Below are 17,713 nucleotides of genomic sequence, written 5' to 3'. Positions count from 1 at the left end.
CAAGACCGAAGGAGTCCCCCACCATGACTGAGCGTCTGAACAGCGCCCAGCCCTATGCCCTCGGCCTCTTCCGCATCGTCGTCGGCCTGCTCTTCTTCTGCCACGGCGCCGCCTCGCTCTTCGGCGCCTTCGGCGGCACCGACGGCAGCGGGGCCACCATCGACGCGGGCACCTGGCCCGGCTGGTACGCGGCCGTCATCCAGCTCGTCGGCGGCGCCCTCGTCGCCCTCGGCCTCGGCACCCGCGCGGCGGCGTTCCTCTCGTCCGGCTCGATGGCGTACGCCTACTTCAAGGTCCACCAGCCGGAGGCCCTGTGGCCGATAGAGAACGCCGGAGAGGCCTCGGCGATGTTCTGCTGGGCCCTGCTGCTCCTGGTCTTCACCGGCTCCGGGGCGTTCTCCCTCGACCGCGTCATCGCGGCGGCCCGCGGCGAGCAGAAGGCCGCGGCCGACTCCGACCGCACCCCCATCGCGGCCTGAGCGCGCCCCCACGCGCGCGAACGGTGCCCCCGCCTCCGTACCTGTGAACCGGTACGGAGGCGGGGGCACCGTCATGTACGACCGTCACGTACGGACGGGACGGACGAGCCGCTATCCCGCCGGGGGCGGTGCGAACGGCACGCTGAAGCACGCGAGCCGCTCGCCCGCGCCGCCCTGCTCCCGGTGCAGCACGACCGCCGCCGCCTCACCGCGCCGGAAACCCCAGTCGTGGAAGGCGGACGCCTTGCCGGAACCGTCCTTGCGGGCAGTGAAGTCCAGCCAGACCTCGTTCTCGGGACTCATCTCCCCCGGCACGTTCTGGTAGTGCCCGCCGGCCGCGGCCGGGTCCGCGCCGCACGGCTTCTGGTGCACGTGCACGCCGTACGCGTAGCCCGGTTCCAGGCCCCGCACGCGCAGGGAGACACGCGTGCCGCGCTGATCGCTGTGCTGCGTCACCTCGATCCACGAGGCGGCGGGCACGAGCGGCTGGTCGTACGTGATCGCGGAGGACGGCACGAAGGCCGTCGGCGGCGCGAACCGCCCCGCCGCGCGGACCTCCACGCTGTCCGATGTGCCACTTCCGGTGGTTCCGGCCGCGGCGAGCACAACCGCCGCAACAGCCGGGGCAAACACTCCTGCCACCATGGCAAGCTCCTCGTATCGCCAGGTCAGGCCCCTTTGGGGCGCTCTGTCACTGTTCGTACGGGCCGCCCACCACCGTACGCCCGGGCCGCGAAGCCCGCCGGGTGAACGGCCGACTCCCCGGTGAACGTGACGTAGCGAACAACTGAGCCCCCAGTGGATCTCTGGGCGATCTCGCGGCGTACGCTGTACAGCTGTCGTCTGGCCGCCACCCGCCGCTCCCCGCGATATCGCGGCGATGAGTTGCCGACCGGGGAGCTACGGGGAGATTCGGGTGTTTGAGAGTGTGGGGGCGCTGACCGCCAGTCCGTGGATCTACGCGGTCGTGGCCCTCTCCGTCCTGTTCGACGTGTTCCTGCCGCTGCTGCCCAGCGGCGTCCTCGTCATCACCGCGGCCACGGCCGCCGCGGCGGCGAGCTCCGGCACGGGGCGGGTGCCGCACGACGTGCCGGACATCCTGCTCCTGATGCTGTGCGCCGCGACCGCGTCCGTCCTCGGCGACCTCGTCGCCTACCGCATCGCCTGGCGCGGCGGGGAGCGCCTCGACCGGGCCATCGCCCGCTCCCGGCGCCTGACCAGCGCCCAGGAGCGGCTCGGCACGGCCCTCTCGCGGGGCGGCGGCGTCCTCGTCGTCATCGCGCGCTTCGCCCCCGCCGGGCGCTCGATCGTCTCCCTCGGCGCGGGCGCGGCCCACCGCCGCAAGCGCGACTTCCTGCCCTGGTCGGCCCTCGCGGGCGTGGCCTGGGCCGGCTACAGCGTGGGCCTCGGCTACTTCGGCGGCCAGTGGCTCGGCGCGACCTGGCTGGCCACGGGGGTCTCGGTGCTCGCCCTCTTCGCGGCGGGCGCGGGCGCGGCCTATGTGGTGCGCCGCCCCGCGTAGGGTCCTCCTCCCACCCGCCCGCCCCTCCATCGCGCTGCGCGCTCGTGCGGAGCGCCGCTGGCCCGGGGGTCCAGGGGGCGGAGCCCCATGGTTCGGGAAGGGGTGGGTCCGGGGCGCCCCGCGAGGGCTACCTCGCCCTGGCCCCGCGTACCTCCAGGTCTTCGAGCAGCTCGGCCGTGGCCGCGGCGACCGCTTCCACGGCCCGGTCGAACACCTCCTGGTTGTGCGCGGCCGGTGCCCGGAACCCGGACACCTTGCGTACGTACTGAAGCGCGGCCGCCCGAATCTCGTCCTCGGTGGCCTCGTCGGCGAGCGCGGGCGGGCGAAGCGTCTTGATGCTGCGGCACATGCCTCCAGCTTCGCAGGGTTTCGGGGCCGGAGGCGAGGGATACCCGGAGCATTGACAGGCACCGGCGGCGGGCGTTGACTCCCCCCTACGAAGGCCCGATGAGCCCGTGTACGACCCCGCGAGTCGCGGTTCGCGCTCCGGAGCCGCCCCCGCTTCGCGCCGCGCGGGCCCACTCCCGTCCCTGAAGGTCACGCCCAGCCCCCGCGCCCAGCCTGCGGAGGTATACCCATGATTGTCCTGACGATCGCCCTGCTTCTGTTCCTGATCGCCCTCGGCTTCAACCAGCCGCTGCTGTGGCTGGTTGCTGCGGGGATCGCCTACTTCCTGATCCGCCGCCACGACCGCGCCGCCGTCAAGGGCGGCATGAGCGGAGCCGGGAGCGGCGGCAGCGCGGGCGGCGGAGGCATGAGCACGCCCGCCTCGTACCGCGACTACCGCATCCGCCGGTCCCGGCAGGAGCGCTGGGACCGCAGGTACCGCCGTACGCACCCGTCGGCGCAGCACCGCCGCAAGTAGCCCCGCGTCACCGGAGCCGGTAGGACTACTCACCGGCGCGGGTGAAGCGACGCTTACCCGCGCCGTCACCGGGGAGTTTGCGCACGCACCGTGCCGAGCCCACCCCGGGAGCCCCCATGCGCCTGCGCGCCCTCGTCTCCGTACCGCTGCCCGTCCTCCTGGCGGGCGCCCTCGCGGCGGGGTGCGCGTCCCCGGCGCCGCGTCCGCCCGCGCCCGCCCCCGACGACGTCATCAAGGCGGCACAGCAGCGCCTCACCGACGGCTGTCTGAGCCGCCGGGGCCTCACCCCGCCCCGCCCGGGCGACCGCCCGCCGGCCGCGGCCGAGCGGACGCGCGTGGCCCGCGCCCTGTTCGGTACCGGCCGCACCGAGCTCTCCCTGACCCTCCCGACGGGCCACTCGGTGGGCGCGCACACCGACGGCTGCCTGGCCGCCGCCCAGCGCGCGCTGTACGGCGACCAGAAGCGCTGGTTCCGGGTGTCGACGGTGGTGAACAACATGGAGCCGGAGGCCGCGCACGCCGACCGGCCGCTCGCCGAAGTCCGGGCGGGGCACCGCGCCGAGCTGGCCCAGTGGCGCCAACTCCGCGCCCGCGCGCTGAAGAACGCCGAGGCCGTCCTGGCCGCGGACAAGCCGAAGGCCCCCCGGGGATCGTGAAGATCTCCCCGAGAGGCCGTCGATGTAATGCTGAACCCGGTGGGCGCGGACGGTTTCGAACCGCCGACAGCCGACCTCGTTCGCTGAGCACACGGTCTATCGCAGGCACGGGCGGGCGTGGAGGTAGCTGTACACGGGCCCACTCAGGCCCTGCCACAGGTGCGGACGGGCCTGCTCGCCGGGCTCGATGATCGCCCGGCAATGCACGCACCGCAGCGGCGGCTTCCCTGCCTGTTCCCGCGCGGCCTGGTGCCGGGTGGCCAGAACCTGGCCGCGGTCGCAGGGGCCGAGAGGGCAGCGCAGGCAGGTGATGCCGTGGTCGTACCAGCCGAGGTAGGTCGCCAGGACCCGGGCTTGGACCATGTGGCAGGGCGCGCAGGCGCGCAGACGGCCGTCAGAGCTCAGGTCGACGCCTTCGCCGGGCGGCAGTGCGCGCGGGCACCAGACGCAGACGGCGCCGGAGCGCTGCTCCGGGCAGAGGGTACTGAGGGCGGGCACCACTGTCAGGAGCAGGGCCTCGGTCACGTCACGCATCAGCTTGTCCCCCCGCGCTCGTACAGGCGAGCTGCGAGCCGGGTGGCTCGTAGGTTCCCATTGAGGAACAGGCCTGCCGCACAGCGCCTTCCCCAGTTCAGGCCGCATCGGGGGCAGACGCGCAGGTGATCGAGGTACATGCGGTACGCATCCTCGGCCTGCTGCTCGAGCGGGGGCAGGTCGGCGGCCATCATCGGCCCACCGTCCTGAGGGGCGTGGCTGTGGCGAGGAGGGTGCGCAGGTGCCGGGTGTCGCACAGGGCGCCGGGGTGCGGCGGCAGGACCACCCAGCGGGAGAGCATCGTCGCGTGACCGGGGCGCGGGACGCCGAAGTAGGTGCCGGTCGTCAGGCGCTCGGCCGGGCCGCCCCAGTCTGCGTCCGGCGCGATAAGCATGTAGTACGGGCCCATGCTGCTGCGCAGGTCTCGGATGACCGGGCCGTCGAGCCAGGCGAGCAGCGCCGTCTCGACCGTCTTCGGATTCTCGCTGCCCGTCGCAGCGTGGACCTGCTCAGCCGGGACGCGGACCGCGTCGAAGAGGCGGCCGAGCGGGAGCAGCGCGACACCATGCTGCTCCCATGCCGCCCACACCGCGCCCGGTCGCGGGTCGGCTTCCGCCAGCCACTGCGATACGGCTCTGAGGTTGGCTTCCACGATGTGCCCCTGTCGTCGCTGATCAGGCCTTGTGACCAGCGTGACCACGCGCAAGGGCGTCAACTGTCACTCTTCAGTGACACCAGGTGTCACAGGCCGAGCCATGCGGAGATGTGCCCCAACGCGTCCGGCGTGCGCCGCTGCTGGTGAATCAGCCCTTCGACGGTCGCTCGCGCGCCAGGGTGGTAGCGGGTCTGCTGGGGAGCCACCTCGCGGGCCTTCACGATGGACTTCAGGGCTGCCTCGCTGCGGCCGATCTCCATCTCCGAGCGCCCGCGGTCGATCAGCACGTGCGCGCGGCGAGACGAGGGCCAGGAGTCGGGGATATCGATCTTCTTCGCCTTCTCGACGGCCTTGCCGTACCGCCCCATCTCGGTGAGCGCGGACAGTTCGTGCGCTGCCCAGTTCGTCGGCCCGAAGGACAACCAGTGGACGTGACCCATCTCGCCGATGCGGTCGGTGATCTTCTTCGCTTCATCGAGGTGGGTCTTCACCGTGTCCGCTTCACGAGCACGCGCGGCGATGACGGTGGCTCCGAGGTGCAGTTGCCCCGCGACAGCGAGCGAGGCAGGGCTCTCGTCGCTCTGGCCGAGAAGCTGGTGGCCGGCGTTCACGAGCCGGAGCCCGATGGTGTGCTCCCCCTCGCGGTGGTACACGAGGCCGCGCATGTACTGCCGCACTGCCGCGAGGACGGGGTCGGAGGCCCGCTGTGCGGCCCACTCCATTCGGTCCAGAGCGATCGTGGAGAGGTCGTAGAAGCCGAGCTTCACGGTGACGTCGTGTGCGGTGCGGAAGACGGATCCGAGCGCGCCCCACAGTTCGGTGGACGGAGTGCGGTACGCGGCTGTCGTGAGCTCGGCGATGACCCCGGGCAGGGTTCGGGCCACCTTGTTGATCTCTGCTGCTCGTACCCGCTCGCACAGGTCGTCCGCCGCCGCGACGAGTCTGTGCACCTCGCGTACATCGACGTCGGGGTCGGCGCCGAGGTCGTACAAGTCGAGCGATTCGCGGATGGGTCGGATCAGTTCAGCGAGCCGGTCCTGCTGGAGTTCGGTCATGTACGGCTGGCCCGTCAGGGTCGTGACGTCCACGTGGAGCACCCGGGCGCATGCCGCAGTGAACTCCGGGCTCGCCGGTTTGTGGCCGCCTTCGACCTGGTGGACCATGCTGTACGAGTAGCCGACCTTCAGAGCCAGCCCGCGTTGCGTGAGCCCGGCAAGCTTCCGGTGCTGTGCGATGCGGGCCCCCGGCTGGCCGTCTCTGGGCATACTGGGGCTCCGTTCCTTCCTCGCCATCTGGAACGGTACCCACGCTATGTGGCGCTGGACCGGCAACTGCCCCTGTTCCACCTGAATCAGGGGCAGTTGCGCGTGATCGGCTCCCCGAGATGGGATGAACCCATGACCTCTCGGACTCTGTACCTGTTCGGCTCGGCCGCGCCGCCCCTCTTTGACGTGGCGAAGGTGATCGAGACAGCACAGGGCGACGGGTGGGACGTCTGCCTCGGGCTGACGCCGACGGCAGCCCACTGGCTTCGCGAGAGCATCGACGGGCTCGCCGTACTCACGGGGCATCCAGTGCGCAGCAAGTACAAGCTCCCCGGCGAGCCCGATGTCTGGCCCACAGCGGATGCGATTCTCTTCGCCCCCGCGACGTTCAACAGCATCAACTCGTGGGCCCTGGGGCTCACGCAGAACTTCGTGGTGGGCGTCGTCGCCGAAGGCATCGGCAAGGGCATCCCGACCGTGACGATGCCGTGCGTGAACGCTGCTTACGCGCAGCACCGACAGCTGGACCGCAGCGTCACGGAGCTGCGTGAGCAGGGGGTCACGGTCTTGTATGGAGAAGGCGGCTTCGTCCCCAACCCGCCAGGCTCAGGCAAGCCCACGACGTATCCGTGGGATGCCGCGCTGGCTGCCGCAAAGCGCCGGTTCGAAGGACGTGACGAGCGGCAGTAGTCCGCTGTCAGCGCCACGGCCTACGCCGGCAGGCATGTCCCCAACCCCCAGCCCCCCGGGCCGCCGTGCGCCCCGCTGCGGCCGTGAACGAGGACATCCGCGCCCTCTGGACAAGCCCCCACGTCCAGCTCACCACAGCCCAACGCGCCCTGTGCGAAAGCCCGCTCGTCGACTAGGCGGCAGCTGTGCGCGCGGACATCGTCACTGCGGCCTGACCCCGGACACGACGAAGTGCCCCGCCCCTACGCAAGGCGGAGACCGGGGCATCGTTCACGCGTACTGGCGTCGTTGAGGATCGAATGCGGCCGTCTGCGGGCCGCGCTTCAGAGTGGGATCGGGGCTCGGCGCTCCGGAGCGGCGACAGACGAGAGCATCCGGATCGTTGGGAGGCGGCTGGAAGGTGTACCCGTCCGGGCAGGTCTGTACGTCCCGGCCTGGTTCACCGGTTGACCCCGGCTCGCTACGCAGGCCCGCCAGCCCTGGCTCACCTTGAGGCCCGGGTGGGCCCGGGTCGTCGGACTCGCCCACCGGACCGCTGGGGCCGCGCGGCCCGGTCACGCTGCGAACGGGCTCGCCGCGACTGCCGGGCGGGCCAGGCAAGGAGTCGGGGCCGTCACCGGGCGTCGCATCGTTCATGTTCTATGGCATCTGGATTGGCCTCTTCATAGTGACCATCGTCCCGATGCTCGTGGTCACTGTTGAGTTCAATCGAGGTAAGCGCGATCGCCTGAACGCACTCTTAGAGATTCACATGTTGGCTCAGAGGGCAGAGGCACGGATTGCTGCCCGTGCAGCTTCGGATGACAGTTCGGACGCTGGCTCCTCACCACCTCCATGAGGTTCGCTGTGGCTGTGCCGCGGAGGCGTGCGGTTCTCGCGTGCACTGTTGCAGCGGTGCTGGGCTGAGCAGGTGTTGGCGGGTAGAGAAGGTCGCCACCGCGGGACAGCGGGATGAGGTGGTCGAGGGTGAACCCGACCGGGCTCCGGCGTCCGTCGACCTGCGTGAGACCGAGGGCCTTCTGCGCGGCGACGAGGCGCCGGTCGGGCCGCCGTTACGGATACCAGCCACGGAATCCCCCTCGCCGTCATAGGTCGCCGAGGACCTCCTTGCGGGCGGCTTCGGCCTTACGGTTGAAGGCGTTCCTCATCCGTACTGCGGCGATGGTCGAGAGGATGCCCAGGACGACCAGGAGGATCTGAGTGATGACACTGACGACGGCGATGGCCTTGGTTGCGTTCGTGATCATCAGCCAGATGGTGCCGCCCGACACCCACGCGAACCAGACCCTGAACTTCTCGCCCCTCACAGCCTTCTGGATCTCGCTGTAGCTGGCCATGGCTTCTCCCTCTGGCGCCGAATGCTGAAGGCATCATGCAGGGCGTGGAGTGGGGAGGGGCGCTGTGGCCGCTTTGTGACCCGTGTGGGTGTCCTAGCGCGAACGGCGGGCACGCGGGGCGCGACGAAGCCCTGGCTGGGGGTCGGTGGCCGGGGCTTCGTGTGCGTCTGTGGCATACGTACGTACGAGCACGTGACGCCGGAGATGCGCAGGCACCGTCTGGACTGCCTGGGGGCACGGTGGCGACTCGGGCAGCGGGTGGCGCGTCGGGCCAGGTCGTGAGGGCCCGACGGGATGATCTCCCAAGGGTCTCCTAAATGATCTACAAAGAGCCCCGTACCGATCTCGGTACGGGGCTCCCCGTTGCAGGTCAGACCCGGTGGGCGCGGACGGTTTCGAACCGCCGACATTCGCCTTGTAAGGGCGACGCTCTACCCCTGAGCTACGCGCCCGGGACGAGTGGACAGCCTACCTTGCCGGTGGCACTGGACCGCAAACCCGTGGCGGCCCCCCGATCGGCAGGGGGGCTAGCCCCACCTCGGATCCGGTAGCGGCCCACATCCCGCCGACGGCGCTCCGCTCCCTACTGTTCGGAGTGTGCTCGCGGCAGGGGCCGCGAGGGGTTCCAGGGGAGAAGACCACCATGACCACCGCCCACAGCCGTCGCCCGGGTCCGCGGGGGCCGCTCGGTCCGCGGAGCGCGCGCATCATCGCCGGTGTCGGCGCCACGGCGGCCGTGATCGGGCTCGTCTCCGCGTGCGGGGCCAGCGCCGACGACGACAAGACGCCGGAGCGGCGGGCGTTCAGCCTGCCCGGCAGGACGCTGACCCTCGACTCCGACGACTCCGCCCTGGACGTCGTCGTCTCGGACCGCGTGAAGGACGTACGGGTGACGCGCTGGTTCGACGGCAGGACCGTGCTCGGCGGGAGCCCCAAGGTCACCTGGAAGCAGAGCGCCGAGGGCGACAAGCTCACGTTCCGGGTGAAGTGCAGCGGCCTGATCAGCAATTGCTCCGCCAAGCACCGCGTCGTCGTCCCCCGCGGCGTCGCCGTGACCATCGTGAACCGCGACGGCCAGGTGACCGCCAGCGGTTTCCGCGAGCCCCTGAAGGTGCGCACGGCCGACGGCAGCGTGACCGTGCGGAACAGCAGCGGGCCGCTGGACCTGCGCAGCGCCGACGGCTCCGTGCGGACCGACGGGGTCACGTCGAAGCGGGTCAGCGCCCAGTCCCAGGACGGTTCCGTATGGCTCGAACTCGACGCCGTACCGGACCGGGTGCGGGCGCGGAGCACGGACGGGTCCGTGAACGTCGGTCTGCCCGACGCCCGGTACCGGGTGGACACCAAGAGCGTGGACGGCGGCGTCGACGTGTCCGTGCCGCGCGCCGACGACAGCCCGCACCACGTGTCGGTACGCAGCGTCGACGGCAGCATCACGGTGCGCGCGGCGAACTGACCACCCCGTGTGTTCGTCCTCTACCGGTGGGAGAATGTGACACCGGCCGGGCAGGGCGGATGACAGCACGGGAGAGGGACAGTGACGGCGACACCATCGCAGCCACACAGGTGTGGCACGGCCTCTTCCGCCTCTCCGTCGGTGCCCTCGTCTCCGTCTGCGGGTCGGTCGCGGCTGGGCGCGCCCACGCGGCGGAACCGCATCGTGTCTCGCCCCGCGCCCCTTCGGGACGCCGCACCCCGGCCCCTTCGGGACGCCCTGGCCCTCGTTCTGCTGCCCCTTTCCCTTCTCGTCGCCGTGTTGCCCGGGGCCTTTGCCGGGGGTGGGACCCGGCGGTGGTTCGGGGGGCGTGGGGAAGGCGTGCGGGCCGATGCCCAGGCGGCCAAGGACGCGGCGGCCGCCGCGTTCTACGAGCTGGACACCGCGCAGCGGGACCTGCGGATCTCGATCGAGACGATCGCCGCAGTGGACTCCTCGCCCGCCGCGCGGCGGGCCGCCGCGGACTTCGAGGCGCTCGGGCAGCGCATCGACGAGGTCAGCCACCAGTACATCAGCGCCGTCGACGCGCACGACCTGGACCGGGACGACCTGGAGACGTCCGCCGCCGCCCGGGCGCGCACCGAGCTGACGGCGGCCAAGGACGCGCTCGGCAGGACCAAGCAGGACCTCGACCGCTTCTCGCAGGGGCTCGGGCCGCTGCTCGACAAGGCGGAGACCCAGCTCGCCCGGCTCGCCCCGGCCGTGGAGCGGGCCCGGCAGACGCTCCTGGCCGCGAGCAACGCCCTGGACGCGGTGCGCGGCGCGGGCCTGAAGGCCGACGACCTGGCGGGGCGGCTCGCCGCGCTCGCGCCCGAGCTGACCAAGCTCAACCAGGGCGCCGGGCAGCACGGCGTCGCCGACACGCTGCAGCGCGCCGACCGGGTCGTGCGCGACGCGGAGGCCGTCCGCGCGGAGGCCGAGCGGCTGCCCGAGCGGGCGCGTGAGATCGACCGTCGGCTGGTGTCGCTGCGCACCCGCGCCCAGGCCCTGACCACCCGCAGCGAGCAGGTCGAGCCGGTCCTGAGCGAGCTGCGGCGGCGCTTCTCCGCGGCCTGCTGGCAGGACCTCCAGCGCGTCCCCGAGCAGGCCGCGGAGAGCGTGCGGCAGGCGGAGACCAAGCTGAAGGAGGCCCAGCGGGCCCGCGAGGAGCAGCGGTGGCCGGACGCGACGGCGCGCCTTTCGACCGTGCGGGCCCTGCTCAACTCCACCGACGAGGCCGTGTCCGCCGCCGGTGACCGGCTCCGGCGGCTGAACGAGGTCTCCAAGGACCCGCAGGCGGAGATCGAGCGCACCCGGTTCGCGGTGCGCGACGCCCAGCGCCTGGCCATGGCGGGCCGCCAGCGCCCCGACCCGCAGCACGCGCGGCCGCTGGACGAGGCGGTGGCCCGCCTGGACCGCGCGGTGGCCGCCCTGGAGGGCCGTCACCCCGACTACTGGCAGTTCCTGACCGAGACGGAGGCCGTGCGCGCGACGGCGGCGCGGGTGGTCGCGCGGATCCGCGAGGAGCGGGGGCAGGGCGCCGGCTGAGCCCCGGGCCGGTCCCGCCCGCCTGTCGGGCCCCGCGTCGGAGCGCCCGAGCGCCTGTGCGAGCCTGAGGGCATGACCGAGGGTGTGACCAAGAGTTCGACCGACGGTTCGGCCACGGGTGCGGCCGGCTTCCTCACCGCCCTGCGGGCCCGGCGGCTGCTCGCCATCGTGCGCGGCCGCGACCCGGAGGCGTCGTTCCGTACCGTCCTGGCGCTGGTCGGGTCCGGGGTGCCGCTCGTCGAGGTCTCGCTGAGCGGCTCCGGCGCGCTCGGCGTACTGGAGCGGGCGCGGGCCGAGCTCGGCCCGGACGCGTGGCTCGGCGCGGGCACGGTCCTGACGGCGGACGACGCCCGGCGCGCGGCCGCGGCGGGCGCCAACCTGATCGTGACGCCCGGCCTCGGCGCGGGCGTCGACACCGGCCTCGGCCTCGGCCTGCCCGTGCTCGCGGGCGTCCTGACCCCGACCGACGTGATCGCCGCGAGCGCGGCGGGCGCGACCGCCCTGAAGGTCTTCCCGGCGTCGGCGACGGGCGGCCCCGACTATCTGAAGGCGCTCCGCGGCCCCTTCCCCGACCTGCCGTTCGTACCGGTCGGCGGGGTGGACGCGGCCGCGGCGGCGGCCTATCTGGAGCACGGTGCCGCGGCGGTGGGCGTGGGCTCGCCGCTCGTCGGGGACGCGGCGGACGGCGGCGACCTGGACGCGCTGCGGCGCCGCGCGCGGCGGTTCGTGGCGGTGTGCGCGTGAGCGGGATGCGCGCGGGCACCGGGCCGGGCCCTGACGTGTTCACCTTCGGGGAGACCATGGCAGCGCTGCGCGGCGAGGGGCCGCTGAAGCTGGGCGGCACCATGACCGTGTCCGTAGCGGGGGCCGAGTCGAACGTGGCCGTCGGCCTGGCCCGGCTCGGGCACGGCGCGGCCTGGGCGGGCGCCGTCGGCGACGACGAGGCCGGTGAGCTGGTCCTGCGGACGCTGCGGGCCGAGGGCGTGGACGTCACGGGCGCCCTGCGCGACCCGCACGCGCCGACCGGTCTGATCCTGTTCGAGCCGCGCCTCCCGGAGGTGACGCGGGTCCACTACTACCGCTCAGGGTCCGCCGGTTCACGGGTCGACGCGGACGCCGTCGCGCGGGCCTTCGCCGCGGCGCCGCCGCGGCTGCTGCACCTGACCGGCGTCACCCCGGCCCTCGGCGAGGCGGCCCGGGCCGCCTGGGAGCGGGTGCTGCGCCTGGCGCGCGAGCACGCCGTGCCGGTCTGCCTGGACGTCAACTTCCGCTCCCGGCTGTGGAGTACGGATGCGGCGGGCGCCTTCCTGCGCCCCTGGATGCCGTACGTCGACGTGCTCGTGGCCTCCGCCGACGAGCTGCCGGTGTGCCTGCCGCAGGAGGGCGAACCGGCCGACGCGCGCGGGGCGGCCGAGCGGCTGCTGCGGCTCGGCGTCCCCGAGGTCGTCGTGAAGCTGGGCGCGGACGGCGCCAGCGCGTACGCGGCCGGGGGCGCGTCGTGGCACCGCCCGGCGGTGCCGGTGCGCGTGGTCGACACGGTGGGCGCCGGGGACGCGTTCGTCGCCGGGTACCTGTCCGCGCTGCTCGACGGTGCGGACGTGCCGGCGCGGCTCGAACGGGCGGTGACCACCGGGGCCTTCGCGGTCGCCTCGCGCGGGGACTGGGAAGGCGCCCCCACGCGGGCGGAGTTGGGCCTGCTCGGCGCGGCCGACGTGCTGCGCTAGCCGCAGCAGCCGCCGCCGCAGCAACCGCCGCCGCCTCCCCCTCCGGCCGGGGCGGGGGCGGAGCCGCCGACCGCCACGGCCGACAGGAGCTTCACGGTGTCCTCGTGCCCGGCCGGGCACACGGCGGGCTCCCCGGACTCCGCCATGGGCCGGCTCAGCTCGAAGGTGTCCCCACAGGGACGGCAGCGGTACTCGTAACGAGGCATGCCCCAAGATTACGCCGCGCCACGCGAACGCCGGACGGGCTACGAATGCGCCGCGAGGGCCAGCCGCCGCGCGATCTCCTCCCCCGCCGCCACCCCGGCCTCCGGCACCACCACGAGCCCCGGCACGGTCCAGCCGACGTCGGCCAACTCCCCGTGCGAGGGCCGGAAGGCCCGGTCCGCCGCGGCCAGCAGATCCGCGTCGAGCAGCGAATCCCCCGCGGCCAGCGTCTCGTCGGCGCCGACCCGCCGCGCGACCTCCCGCATCGCCGCGCTCTTGGTGAGCGGCCGCGGCACGGCGTACACCTTGCGCCCCTGGAGCGAGACGGTCCAGCCGCGCTGCTCCGCCCACGCGCCGAGTTCCTTGACCCAGCCGTCCGGCAGCAGGGCGCGCTCGACGACCAGGTAGGCGAAGAGGTCCTCGGCGACGCGCTCCTTGAGCAGCCAGGCCGGGTCCGCGGTGCGCAGCAGATGGGCGCGGACCTCCTCCAGGGAGGCGCACTCCGCCGCGATGCGCCGGTCGACGGCCGCGCGCCAGTCGGAGTCGGGGACGCCGTCGACGAGCAGGTGGCCGCCGTTGGCGCAGATCGCGTACGCGGGCGCCGGGCCCGGCAGGTGGATGCGCGCGTACTGCTCGCGCGTACGCGTGGTCGTGGGCACGAACACGGCGGCCCTGCCGAGCTCCGCGAGGAGCCCGGCGGCGGTCTCCGTGACGTACGACAGCGGCTTGCCCTCGTACACCTCGACGCACAGCAGGCGCGGCGCGTCGGCGTCGGGCATGCGCAGGCCGAGCGCGGCGGCGGAGTAGATGAGGGTGCGGTCGAGGTCGCTGGCGACGAGCCGGACGGTACGGGCGCTCACGCTCCGGTCACCGCCTTGCCGTCGGCGCCGGTCGCCCCGCGCGTGTACTGGGGGTGGATGAGGCCCACGCAGGTGTACGGGAGCCCGTCCACCTCCTCGACGGGCACGCCGCGCTGGGCGGCGAGCAGCCGGACGTGGTCCAGGTCGGCGCCCGCCCCCGCCCTGGCGAGGATCTTCCACGGCACCCGGCGGAGCAGCACGCGCGTGGTCTCGCCGACGCCGGGCTTGACGAGGTTCACGTCGTGGATGCCGTACTCCTCACTGATCCGCTCCACGGCGGCCCAGCCCTCCCAGGTGGGGGCGCGGTCGGCGGCGAGCAGCTCCTTGACCCGGGTGTCCACGGCGTCGGCCACCTCGTCGAAGCGGGCGGCGACCGCGTCCACGAAGTCGGCGGAGACGTCGGCGGGGGCGAGGTCGCGGTAGAACTTCGCGCCGTGGAAGTCGTCGGGCCCGACGAGGTCGGCGCGCAGGACGGTGCGCGAGATGAGGCCGGAGACCGTGGAGTTGAGGCAGGCGGAGGGGATGAGGTAGTCCTCGCGGGTGCCGTACGTCCGCACGCAGGAGCCCGGGTCGGCGAGCACGGCCATCTCCGGACTGAACCCGGTGACGCCCTCGGCCTCCTCGAACTCCCGTATCGCGGCGGCGAGTTCACGGGTGATGGCGCCCTTGCCGGTCCAGCCGTCGACGAACACGACGTCGGCCGGGTCGTGGTGCGCGGCGAGCCAGCGCAGCGCGTTGGCGTCGATGCCGCGGCCGCGCACGATCGACACCGCGTAGTGCGGCAGGTCGAGGCCGTGGCGGTACCGCGCCCAGCGGCGCATCAGGACGCCGACGGGGGTGCCCGCGCGGGCCAGGGAGACGAGCACGGGGCGGGGCGAGCGCTCGGCGACGACCGTCTCGGTGACCGTGCCGACGGCCTGCGCGACGCGGGCGGCGGAGGTGTCGAGCGCGGCCCGGAACAGCTCCTGGTACTGCGCGCTCGGCTGGTACTCGACGGGCAGCGACTCGGCGTAGTGGGCGCCGCCGCTCTGGATCGCCTCCTCGCGCTCCTCGGTGGGCGCTTCGAGCGTGACCTCCGACAGGTCCTGGAGCAGCCAGCCGACGTCGTCGGGCGCGTACGAGGAGAAGGCGGGACCGCGGAGGGGATCGGGCAGCACGGACGGGGACCTTTCGGGTGCGTACGAGGGCACGACGGCGAGCAGCACGTGCCCGGTGTGCGCGGAGAGCTCGGCGAGGAGCCCGTCGGGGGCGTGCAGGGCGGCCGTGTCGGCGGTGGAGTCGACGACGGCGACGACCGCGTCGAAGCCGCCGCCCGCCACGTTGTAGGCGTAGCGGTCGCCGGGCCCGTCGGCGGGGTCGTCGTGGGCGGGGAAGACGAGCCGGGTGCGGATGGCGTAGCCGGGGTCGTCGACGGCGAGGACGGGCGAGCGGGTGGTGGTGGAGTAGCGGACCTCCGCCCGGTCGCCGATGTGCCCCTCCAGGGCGACGCCGAGCGCGAGCGGCGCGTACATCAGCTCCTCGAAGCCGAGGACGAGGACGCGCCGGGCGTCCTCGGGCAGCGCCCGCGCGATCCGCTCCGCCATGCCGGGGAGGGCGGCCGCGAGGCGCGCCCGGTGCGCGGGCGTGAAGCCGTGCCTGCCGCCGTCGGGGACGCCGTCGGGCCAGGCCAGGGGGACACGGGTGACGGGGGCGGGCTCGGCGCGCGGGGCGGGCGGGGGCTCCGCCTCGGCCTCGTGCTCCTCGACCAGTGCCCGCCCCTTCTCCAGCACCCCGTCCGGCAGCCGCACCGTGCCCGACGCGAGGGCCACCAGGTCGATGCGGGCGCCGATCTCCGCGGCGAAGGCGTCGAGGCGGTCGCGGTCGGCGGGGGCGCGCATGTCGACCAGGGCCACGATGACGTACCGCTCGCGCGGGAAGCGCGCGTGCAGGGCGCGGACGGTGTTGAGGACGGTGTTGCCGGTGGAGAACTCGTCGTCGACGAGGACCAGGGCGCCGGCGCCCGCGAGCAGCCGGGGGTCCTCGGGGAGCAGCAGGTGCGAGGTGGCGTGCGAGTGGGCCTCCTCGAAGCCGCCCGCGCGCGCCACGCCCGCGACGGGGCGGCGCGTCGAGTGCAGGTAGGGGGCGTCGCCGACGCCGTCGGCGACGCAGTGGCCGAGGCCCGTCGCCGTCTCCGCGTAGCCGAGCACGACGGCGCGCGCGCAGGCGTCGGGGCCGAGCAGCTCGCGCACCCGCAGGCCGAGCTCGTACCCGGACCGCCGTACGACCGAGGGCGGCTGCGGCACGTGCTTGCCGAGCACGTTCGACACCAGGAGGTGGGCGCGCTTGGGGTTGCGCCGCAGCGCGAGCCCGAGGAGGTCCCGCAGCCGGTCGTCGCCGACGAGCTCCACACCGAGCCGCTCAGCGACCCACGTACCCGACCACACCACGTTCTCCGACACTCCTCTGTCACTCACTGTCACTTCATTGCCCTGTCGCGTCATCAGGTGGGCAGTCCCGCCGAGAGCAGCTCCACGAAGCCGACGTCCTCGCGCGCGACACCGAAGACCTCGGCGCGGCGCAGGGTCCGCTCGGCCCAGGCGCGGTGCGGCTTCACCTCGTTCATCTTGTTCGTGTACGCGGACCGCATGACTCCGCCGCCGTCGCGCTCGGGGCGCAGGATGTCCTGCGCGTCGCTGTACTCCTCGTGGCTGACCACGGACAGGGCGTGCACGGGCATGACGTGCGAGGGGTGGATGCAGGTCTTGCCGAGCAGGCCGTTGGCCCGGTCCAGCTCGATCTCGCGGAGCAGTCCGTCGAGGTCGTGCTCGATGAGGGCCTGGCGCAGTTCCTCGGCGCGGACCTCGAGGAACGGGCTCTGCCTCAGCTGCGGCTTGAACATGCGCTCCTGGACGCGGAAGTACTCCCACACGGGCCCGGTCACGATGAAGCCGGTGCCGTCGGCGCGGCCGAGGTGGTTCACGACGTCGGCGATGACGGAGGCGACGATCTGCACGTCGTACGCGGTCATGTGCGGCGGTCTGCGCAGGCCGTACGCCGAGCAGAAGTCGGTGACGCCGAGCCGCAGCGCGAGCACCCGGTCGCGGTACTTGTCGACGGTGCGGGCGATCCCGGCGATCGTCTCCGCGCGGCTCTCCAGGTACAGCAGCTGCGGCGATTCGAGGACCGGCATCGCGAACAGGCGCCGCCCGCTCGCCGTCTCGGCGGCGGCGAGCGACTCCAGGAACGGAACGCCCCGCTCCTCGGTGAACTTCGGCAGTACGAATCCGGACAGGAGCCGGACCGCCGGGCCGAGCCTGCGGGTGAGATCGGGGATCTGCTCCGGGTCGCGGACGCGGATGAAGAGCAGCGGAGGATCGGCGTCCGGGCGCTCGGCGAGATCCCGGAAGTGCCGGATCAGATTCTCCTCGGCGCCCACGACCTCGGCGTCGTCGATGGAGTCCTCCAGGCAGATGACCATCGAGATCACGCCACGGCCGGCCTGCTTGAGGATGTCGTCGGCCAGCTGCGGCCGGGTGGCCGGGCTGTACAGCGTCGCGCCGAGGGCGGCGGCGATGAGCTGCGGCGGGGAGTCCGCGGTGAAGGCGCACGGCTCCCTGTGAAAGAGGCGCTCTCGCACCTCTGGGGCTATGTGCCCGAAGTGACGCATGGGGTTCCCCTGGGATTCTCCTGATTTCGCCCGCATCACGTATGCGATCCGAAGATGTGGCCGGTAATAGTACGTAAGAGCGGGCGTCCGAGGTTCCCCTCAGGCATGAAATCCAGGTAACCCGGCCATGTCGTACACCTCGGCACCACACCGGCACAGTCGGATGTCATAGGACAAGGCGCCCTCTTGGGGCACCCCCTACGGGGCGCGCCCCGTGAGGCGCCGCAGACCGGGGTCCGGAGCAGAACCCCGGG

General features: G+C 73.1%; 19 protein-coding genes and 1 tRNA gene. 9 read left to right on the top strand and 11 right to left on the bottom strand.

What is annotated here, in order from left to right:
• The first annotated feature begins 23 nt into the window (after positions 1 to 23).
• Complete coding sequence (locus IG74_RS0119990) at positions 24 to 479, top strand: DoxX family protein (protein ID WP_030678776.1); 456 nt, start codon at positions 24 to 26, stop codon at positions 477 to 479.
• Between the two features lie 111 nt (positions 480 to 590).
• Here IG74_RS0119990 and IG74_RS0119985 read toward each other — a convergent pair whose 3' ends face one another.
• Positions 591 to 1,040 (bottom strand): superoxide dismutase family protein, encoded by a 450-nt coding sequence (locus IG74_RS0119985; protein WP_324607505.1) that lies wholly within the window; start codon positions 1,038 to 1,040, stop codon positions 591 to 593.
• Positions 1,041 to 1,395: 355 nt separating this feature from the next.
• Here IG74_RS0119985 and IG74_RS0119980 point away from each other — a divergent pair, with 355 nt between their 5' ends.
• The gene (locus tag IG74_RS0119980) at positions 1,396 to 2,001 is read left to right on the top strand and encodes a DedA family protein (protein ID WP_030678772.1); all 606 of its coding nucleotides are present in this window, start codon (positions 1,396 to 1,398) and stop codon (positions 1,999 to 2,001) included.
• A gap of 127 nt (positions 2,002 to 2,128) precedes the next feature.
• Here IG74_RS0119980 and IG74_RS0119975 read toward each other — a convergent pair whose 3' ends face one another.
• Positions 2,129 to 2,350: a DUF2277 domain-containing protein gene (locus IG74_RS0119975; protein WP_030678770.1), complete on the bottom strand. Its 222-nt coding sequence runs from the start codon at positions 2,348 to 2,350 to the stop codon at positions 2,129 to 2,131.
• Positions 2,351 to 2,578: 228 nt separating this feature from the next.
• Between IG74_RS0119975 and IG74_RS0119970 the strand changes: the two genes are divergently transcribed.
• Both IG74_RS0119970 and IG74_RS0119965 read left to right on the top strand, forming a co-directional pair.
• Positions 2,579 to 2,866, top strand: a complete 288-nt coding sequence (locus IG74_RS0119970; RefSeq protein WP_030678767.1) for a hypothetical protein — start codon at positions 2,579 to 2,581, stop codon at positions 2,864 to 2,866.
• Between the two features lie 116 nt (positions 2,867 to 2,982).
• A complete protein-coding gene (locus tag IG74_RS0119965; protein ID WP_051855044.1) occupies positions 2,983 to 3,522 on the top strand; it encodes a hypothetical protein in 540 nt (179 codons plus the stop codon).
• Between the two features lie 96 nt (positions 3,523 to 3,618).
• On the opposite strand, the gene IG74_RS0119960 is transcribed toward IG74_RS0119965, so the two are convergent.
• The 3 genes from IG74_RS0119960 to IG74_RS0119945 form a co-directional block, all read right to left on the bottom strand.
• Positions 3,619 to 4,056, bottom strand: a complete 438-nt coding sequence (locus IG74_RS0119960) for a hypothetical protein (protein WP_030678761.1) — start codon at positions 4,054 to 4,056, stop codon at positions 3,619 to 3,621.
• A 190-nt stretch (positions 4,057 to 4,246) separates the two neighbouring features.
• A complete protein-coding gene (locus IG74_RS45995) occupies positions 4,247 to 4,708 on the bottom strand; it encodes a hypothetical protein (protein ID WP_234334386.1) in 462 nt (153 codons plus the stop codon).
• A gap of 89 nt (positions 4,709 to 4,797) precedes the next feature.
• Positions 4,798 to 5,976: a helix-turn-helix domain-containing protein gene (locus IG74_RS0119945; RefSeq protein WP_030678752.1), complete on the bottom strand. Its 1,179-nt coding sequence runs from the start codon at positions 5,974 to 5,976 to the stop codon at positions 4,798 to 4,800.
• A 132-nt stretch (positions 5,977 to 6,108) separates the two neighbouring features.
• Between IG74_RS0119945 and IG74_RS0119940 the strand changes: the two genes are divergently transcribed.
• Positions 6,109 to 6,666, top strand: a complete 558-nt coding sequence (locus tag IG74_RS0119940; RefSeq protein ID WP_037825790.1) for a flavoprotein — start codon at positions 6,109 to 6,111, stop codon at positions 6,664 to 6,666.
• Between the two features lie 1,085 nt (positions 6,667 to 7,751).
• Here IG74_RS0119940 and IG74_RS0119935 read toward each other — a convergent pair.
• Both IG74_RS0119935 and IG74_RS0119930 read right to left on the bottom strand, forming a co-directional pair.
• Positions 7,752 to 8,003: a hypothetical protein gene (locus IG74_RS0119935; protein ID WP_030678747.1), complete on the bottom strand. Its 252-nt coding sequence runs from the start codon at positions 8,001 to 8,003 to the stop codon at positions 7,752 to 7,754.
• Positions 8,004 to 8,383: 380 nt separating this feature from the next.
• Positions 8,384 to 8,455 (bottom strand) — tRNA-Val (locus tag IG74_RS0119930).
• Between the two features lie 191 nt (positions 8,456 to 8,646).
• Between IG74_RS0119930 and IG74_RS0119925 the strand changes: the two genes are divergently transcribed.
• The 4 genes from IG74_RS0119925 (at position 8,647) to IG74_RS0119910 (ending at position 12,749) form a co-directional block, all read left to right on the top strand.
• Positions 8,647 to 9,459 carry a DUF4097 family beta strand repeat-containing protein gene (locus tag IG74_RS0119925; protein WP_051855043.1) on the top strand — a complete coding sequence of 271 codons (813 nt, stop codon included), beginning with the start codon at positions 8,647 to 8,649 and terminating at the stop codon, positions 9,457 to 9,459.
• An 81-nt stretch (positions 9,460 to 9,540) separates the two neighbouring features.
• Complete coding sequence (locus IG74_RS0119920) at positions 9,541 to 11,025, top strand: hypothetical protein (protein ID WP_051855042.1); 1,485 nt, start codon at positions 9,541 to 9,543, stop codon at positions 11,023 to 11,025.
• 72 nt (positions 11,026 to 11,097) lie between these two features.
• Entirely contained in the window at positions 11,098 to 11,769 is a 672-nt protein-coding gene (locus IG74_RS0119915) for a bifunctional 4-hydroxy-2-oxoglutarate aldolase/2-dehydro-3-deoxy-phosphogluconate aldolase (protein ID WP_078868901.1), read from the top strand.
• Between the two features lie 5 nt (positions 11,770 to 11,774).
• On the top strand, positions 11,775 to 12,749 hold the full coding sequence (locus IG74_RS0119910; protein WP_037825768.1) for a sugar kinase: 975 nt from the start codon (positions 11,775 to 11,777) through the stop codon (positions 12,747 to 12,749).
• Here the strand turns inward: IG74_RS0119910 and IG74_RS0119905 are convergent.
• The 4 genes from IG74_RS0119905 to IG74_RS0119890 all read right to left on the bottom strand — a co-directional run bounded on the left by IG74_RS0119905 (position 12,746) and on the right by IG74_RS0119890 (position 17,459).
• A complete protein-coding gene (locus IG74_RS0119905; protein WP_030678728.1) occupies positions 12,746 to 12,955 on the bottom strand; it encodes an FmdB family zinc ribbon protein in 210 nt (69 codons plus the stop codon). The genes IG74_RS0119910 and IG74_RS0119905 overlap by 4 nt on opposite strands.
• 39 nt (positions 12,956 to 12,994) lie before the next feature.
• Positions 12,995 to 13,732 carry an HAD family hydrolase gene (locus IG74_RS0119900; RefSeq protein ID WP_234334387.1) on the bottom strand — a complete coding sequence of 246 codons (738 nt, stop codon included), beginning with the start codon at positions 13,730 to 13,732 and terminating at the stop codon, positions 12,995 to 12,997.
• Between the two features lie 77 nt (positions 13,733 to 13,809).
• The gene (locus tag IG74_RS0119895) at positions 13,810 to 16,266 is read right to left on the bottom strand and encodes a phosphoribosyltransferase (RefSeq protein WP_234334385.1); all 2,457 of its coding nucleotides are present in this window, start codon (positions 16,264 to 16,266) and stop codon (positions 13,810 to 13,812) included.
• Between the two features lie 26 nt (positions 16,267 to 16,292).
• A complete protein-coding gene (locus IG74_RS0119890) occupies positions 16,293 to 17,459 on the bottom strand; it encodes an HpcH/HpaI aldolase/citrate lyase family protein (RefSeq protein ID WP_030678719.1) in 1,167 nt (388 codons plus the stop codon).
• Positions 17,460 to 17,713: the final 254 nt, after the last annotated feature.

The sequence above is a fragment of the Streptomyces sp. NRRL B-1347 genome (genome assembly GCF_000720325.1).
Lineage (GTDB): Bacteria > Actinomycetota > Actinomycetes > Streptomycetales > Streptomycetaceae > Streptomyces.
The sequence above is the reverse complement of the archived record's forward strand: the minus strand, read 5'-3'. Positions and strand labels throughout refer to the sequence as shown.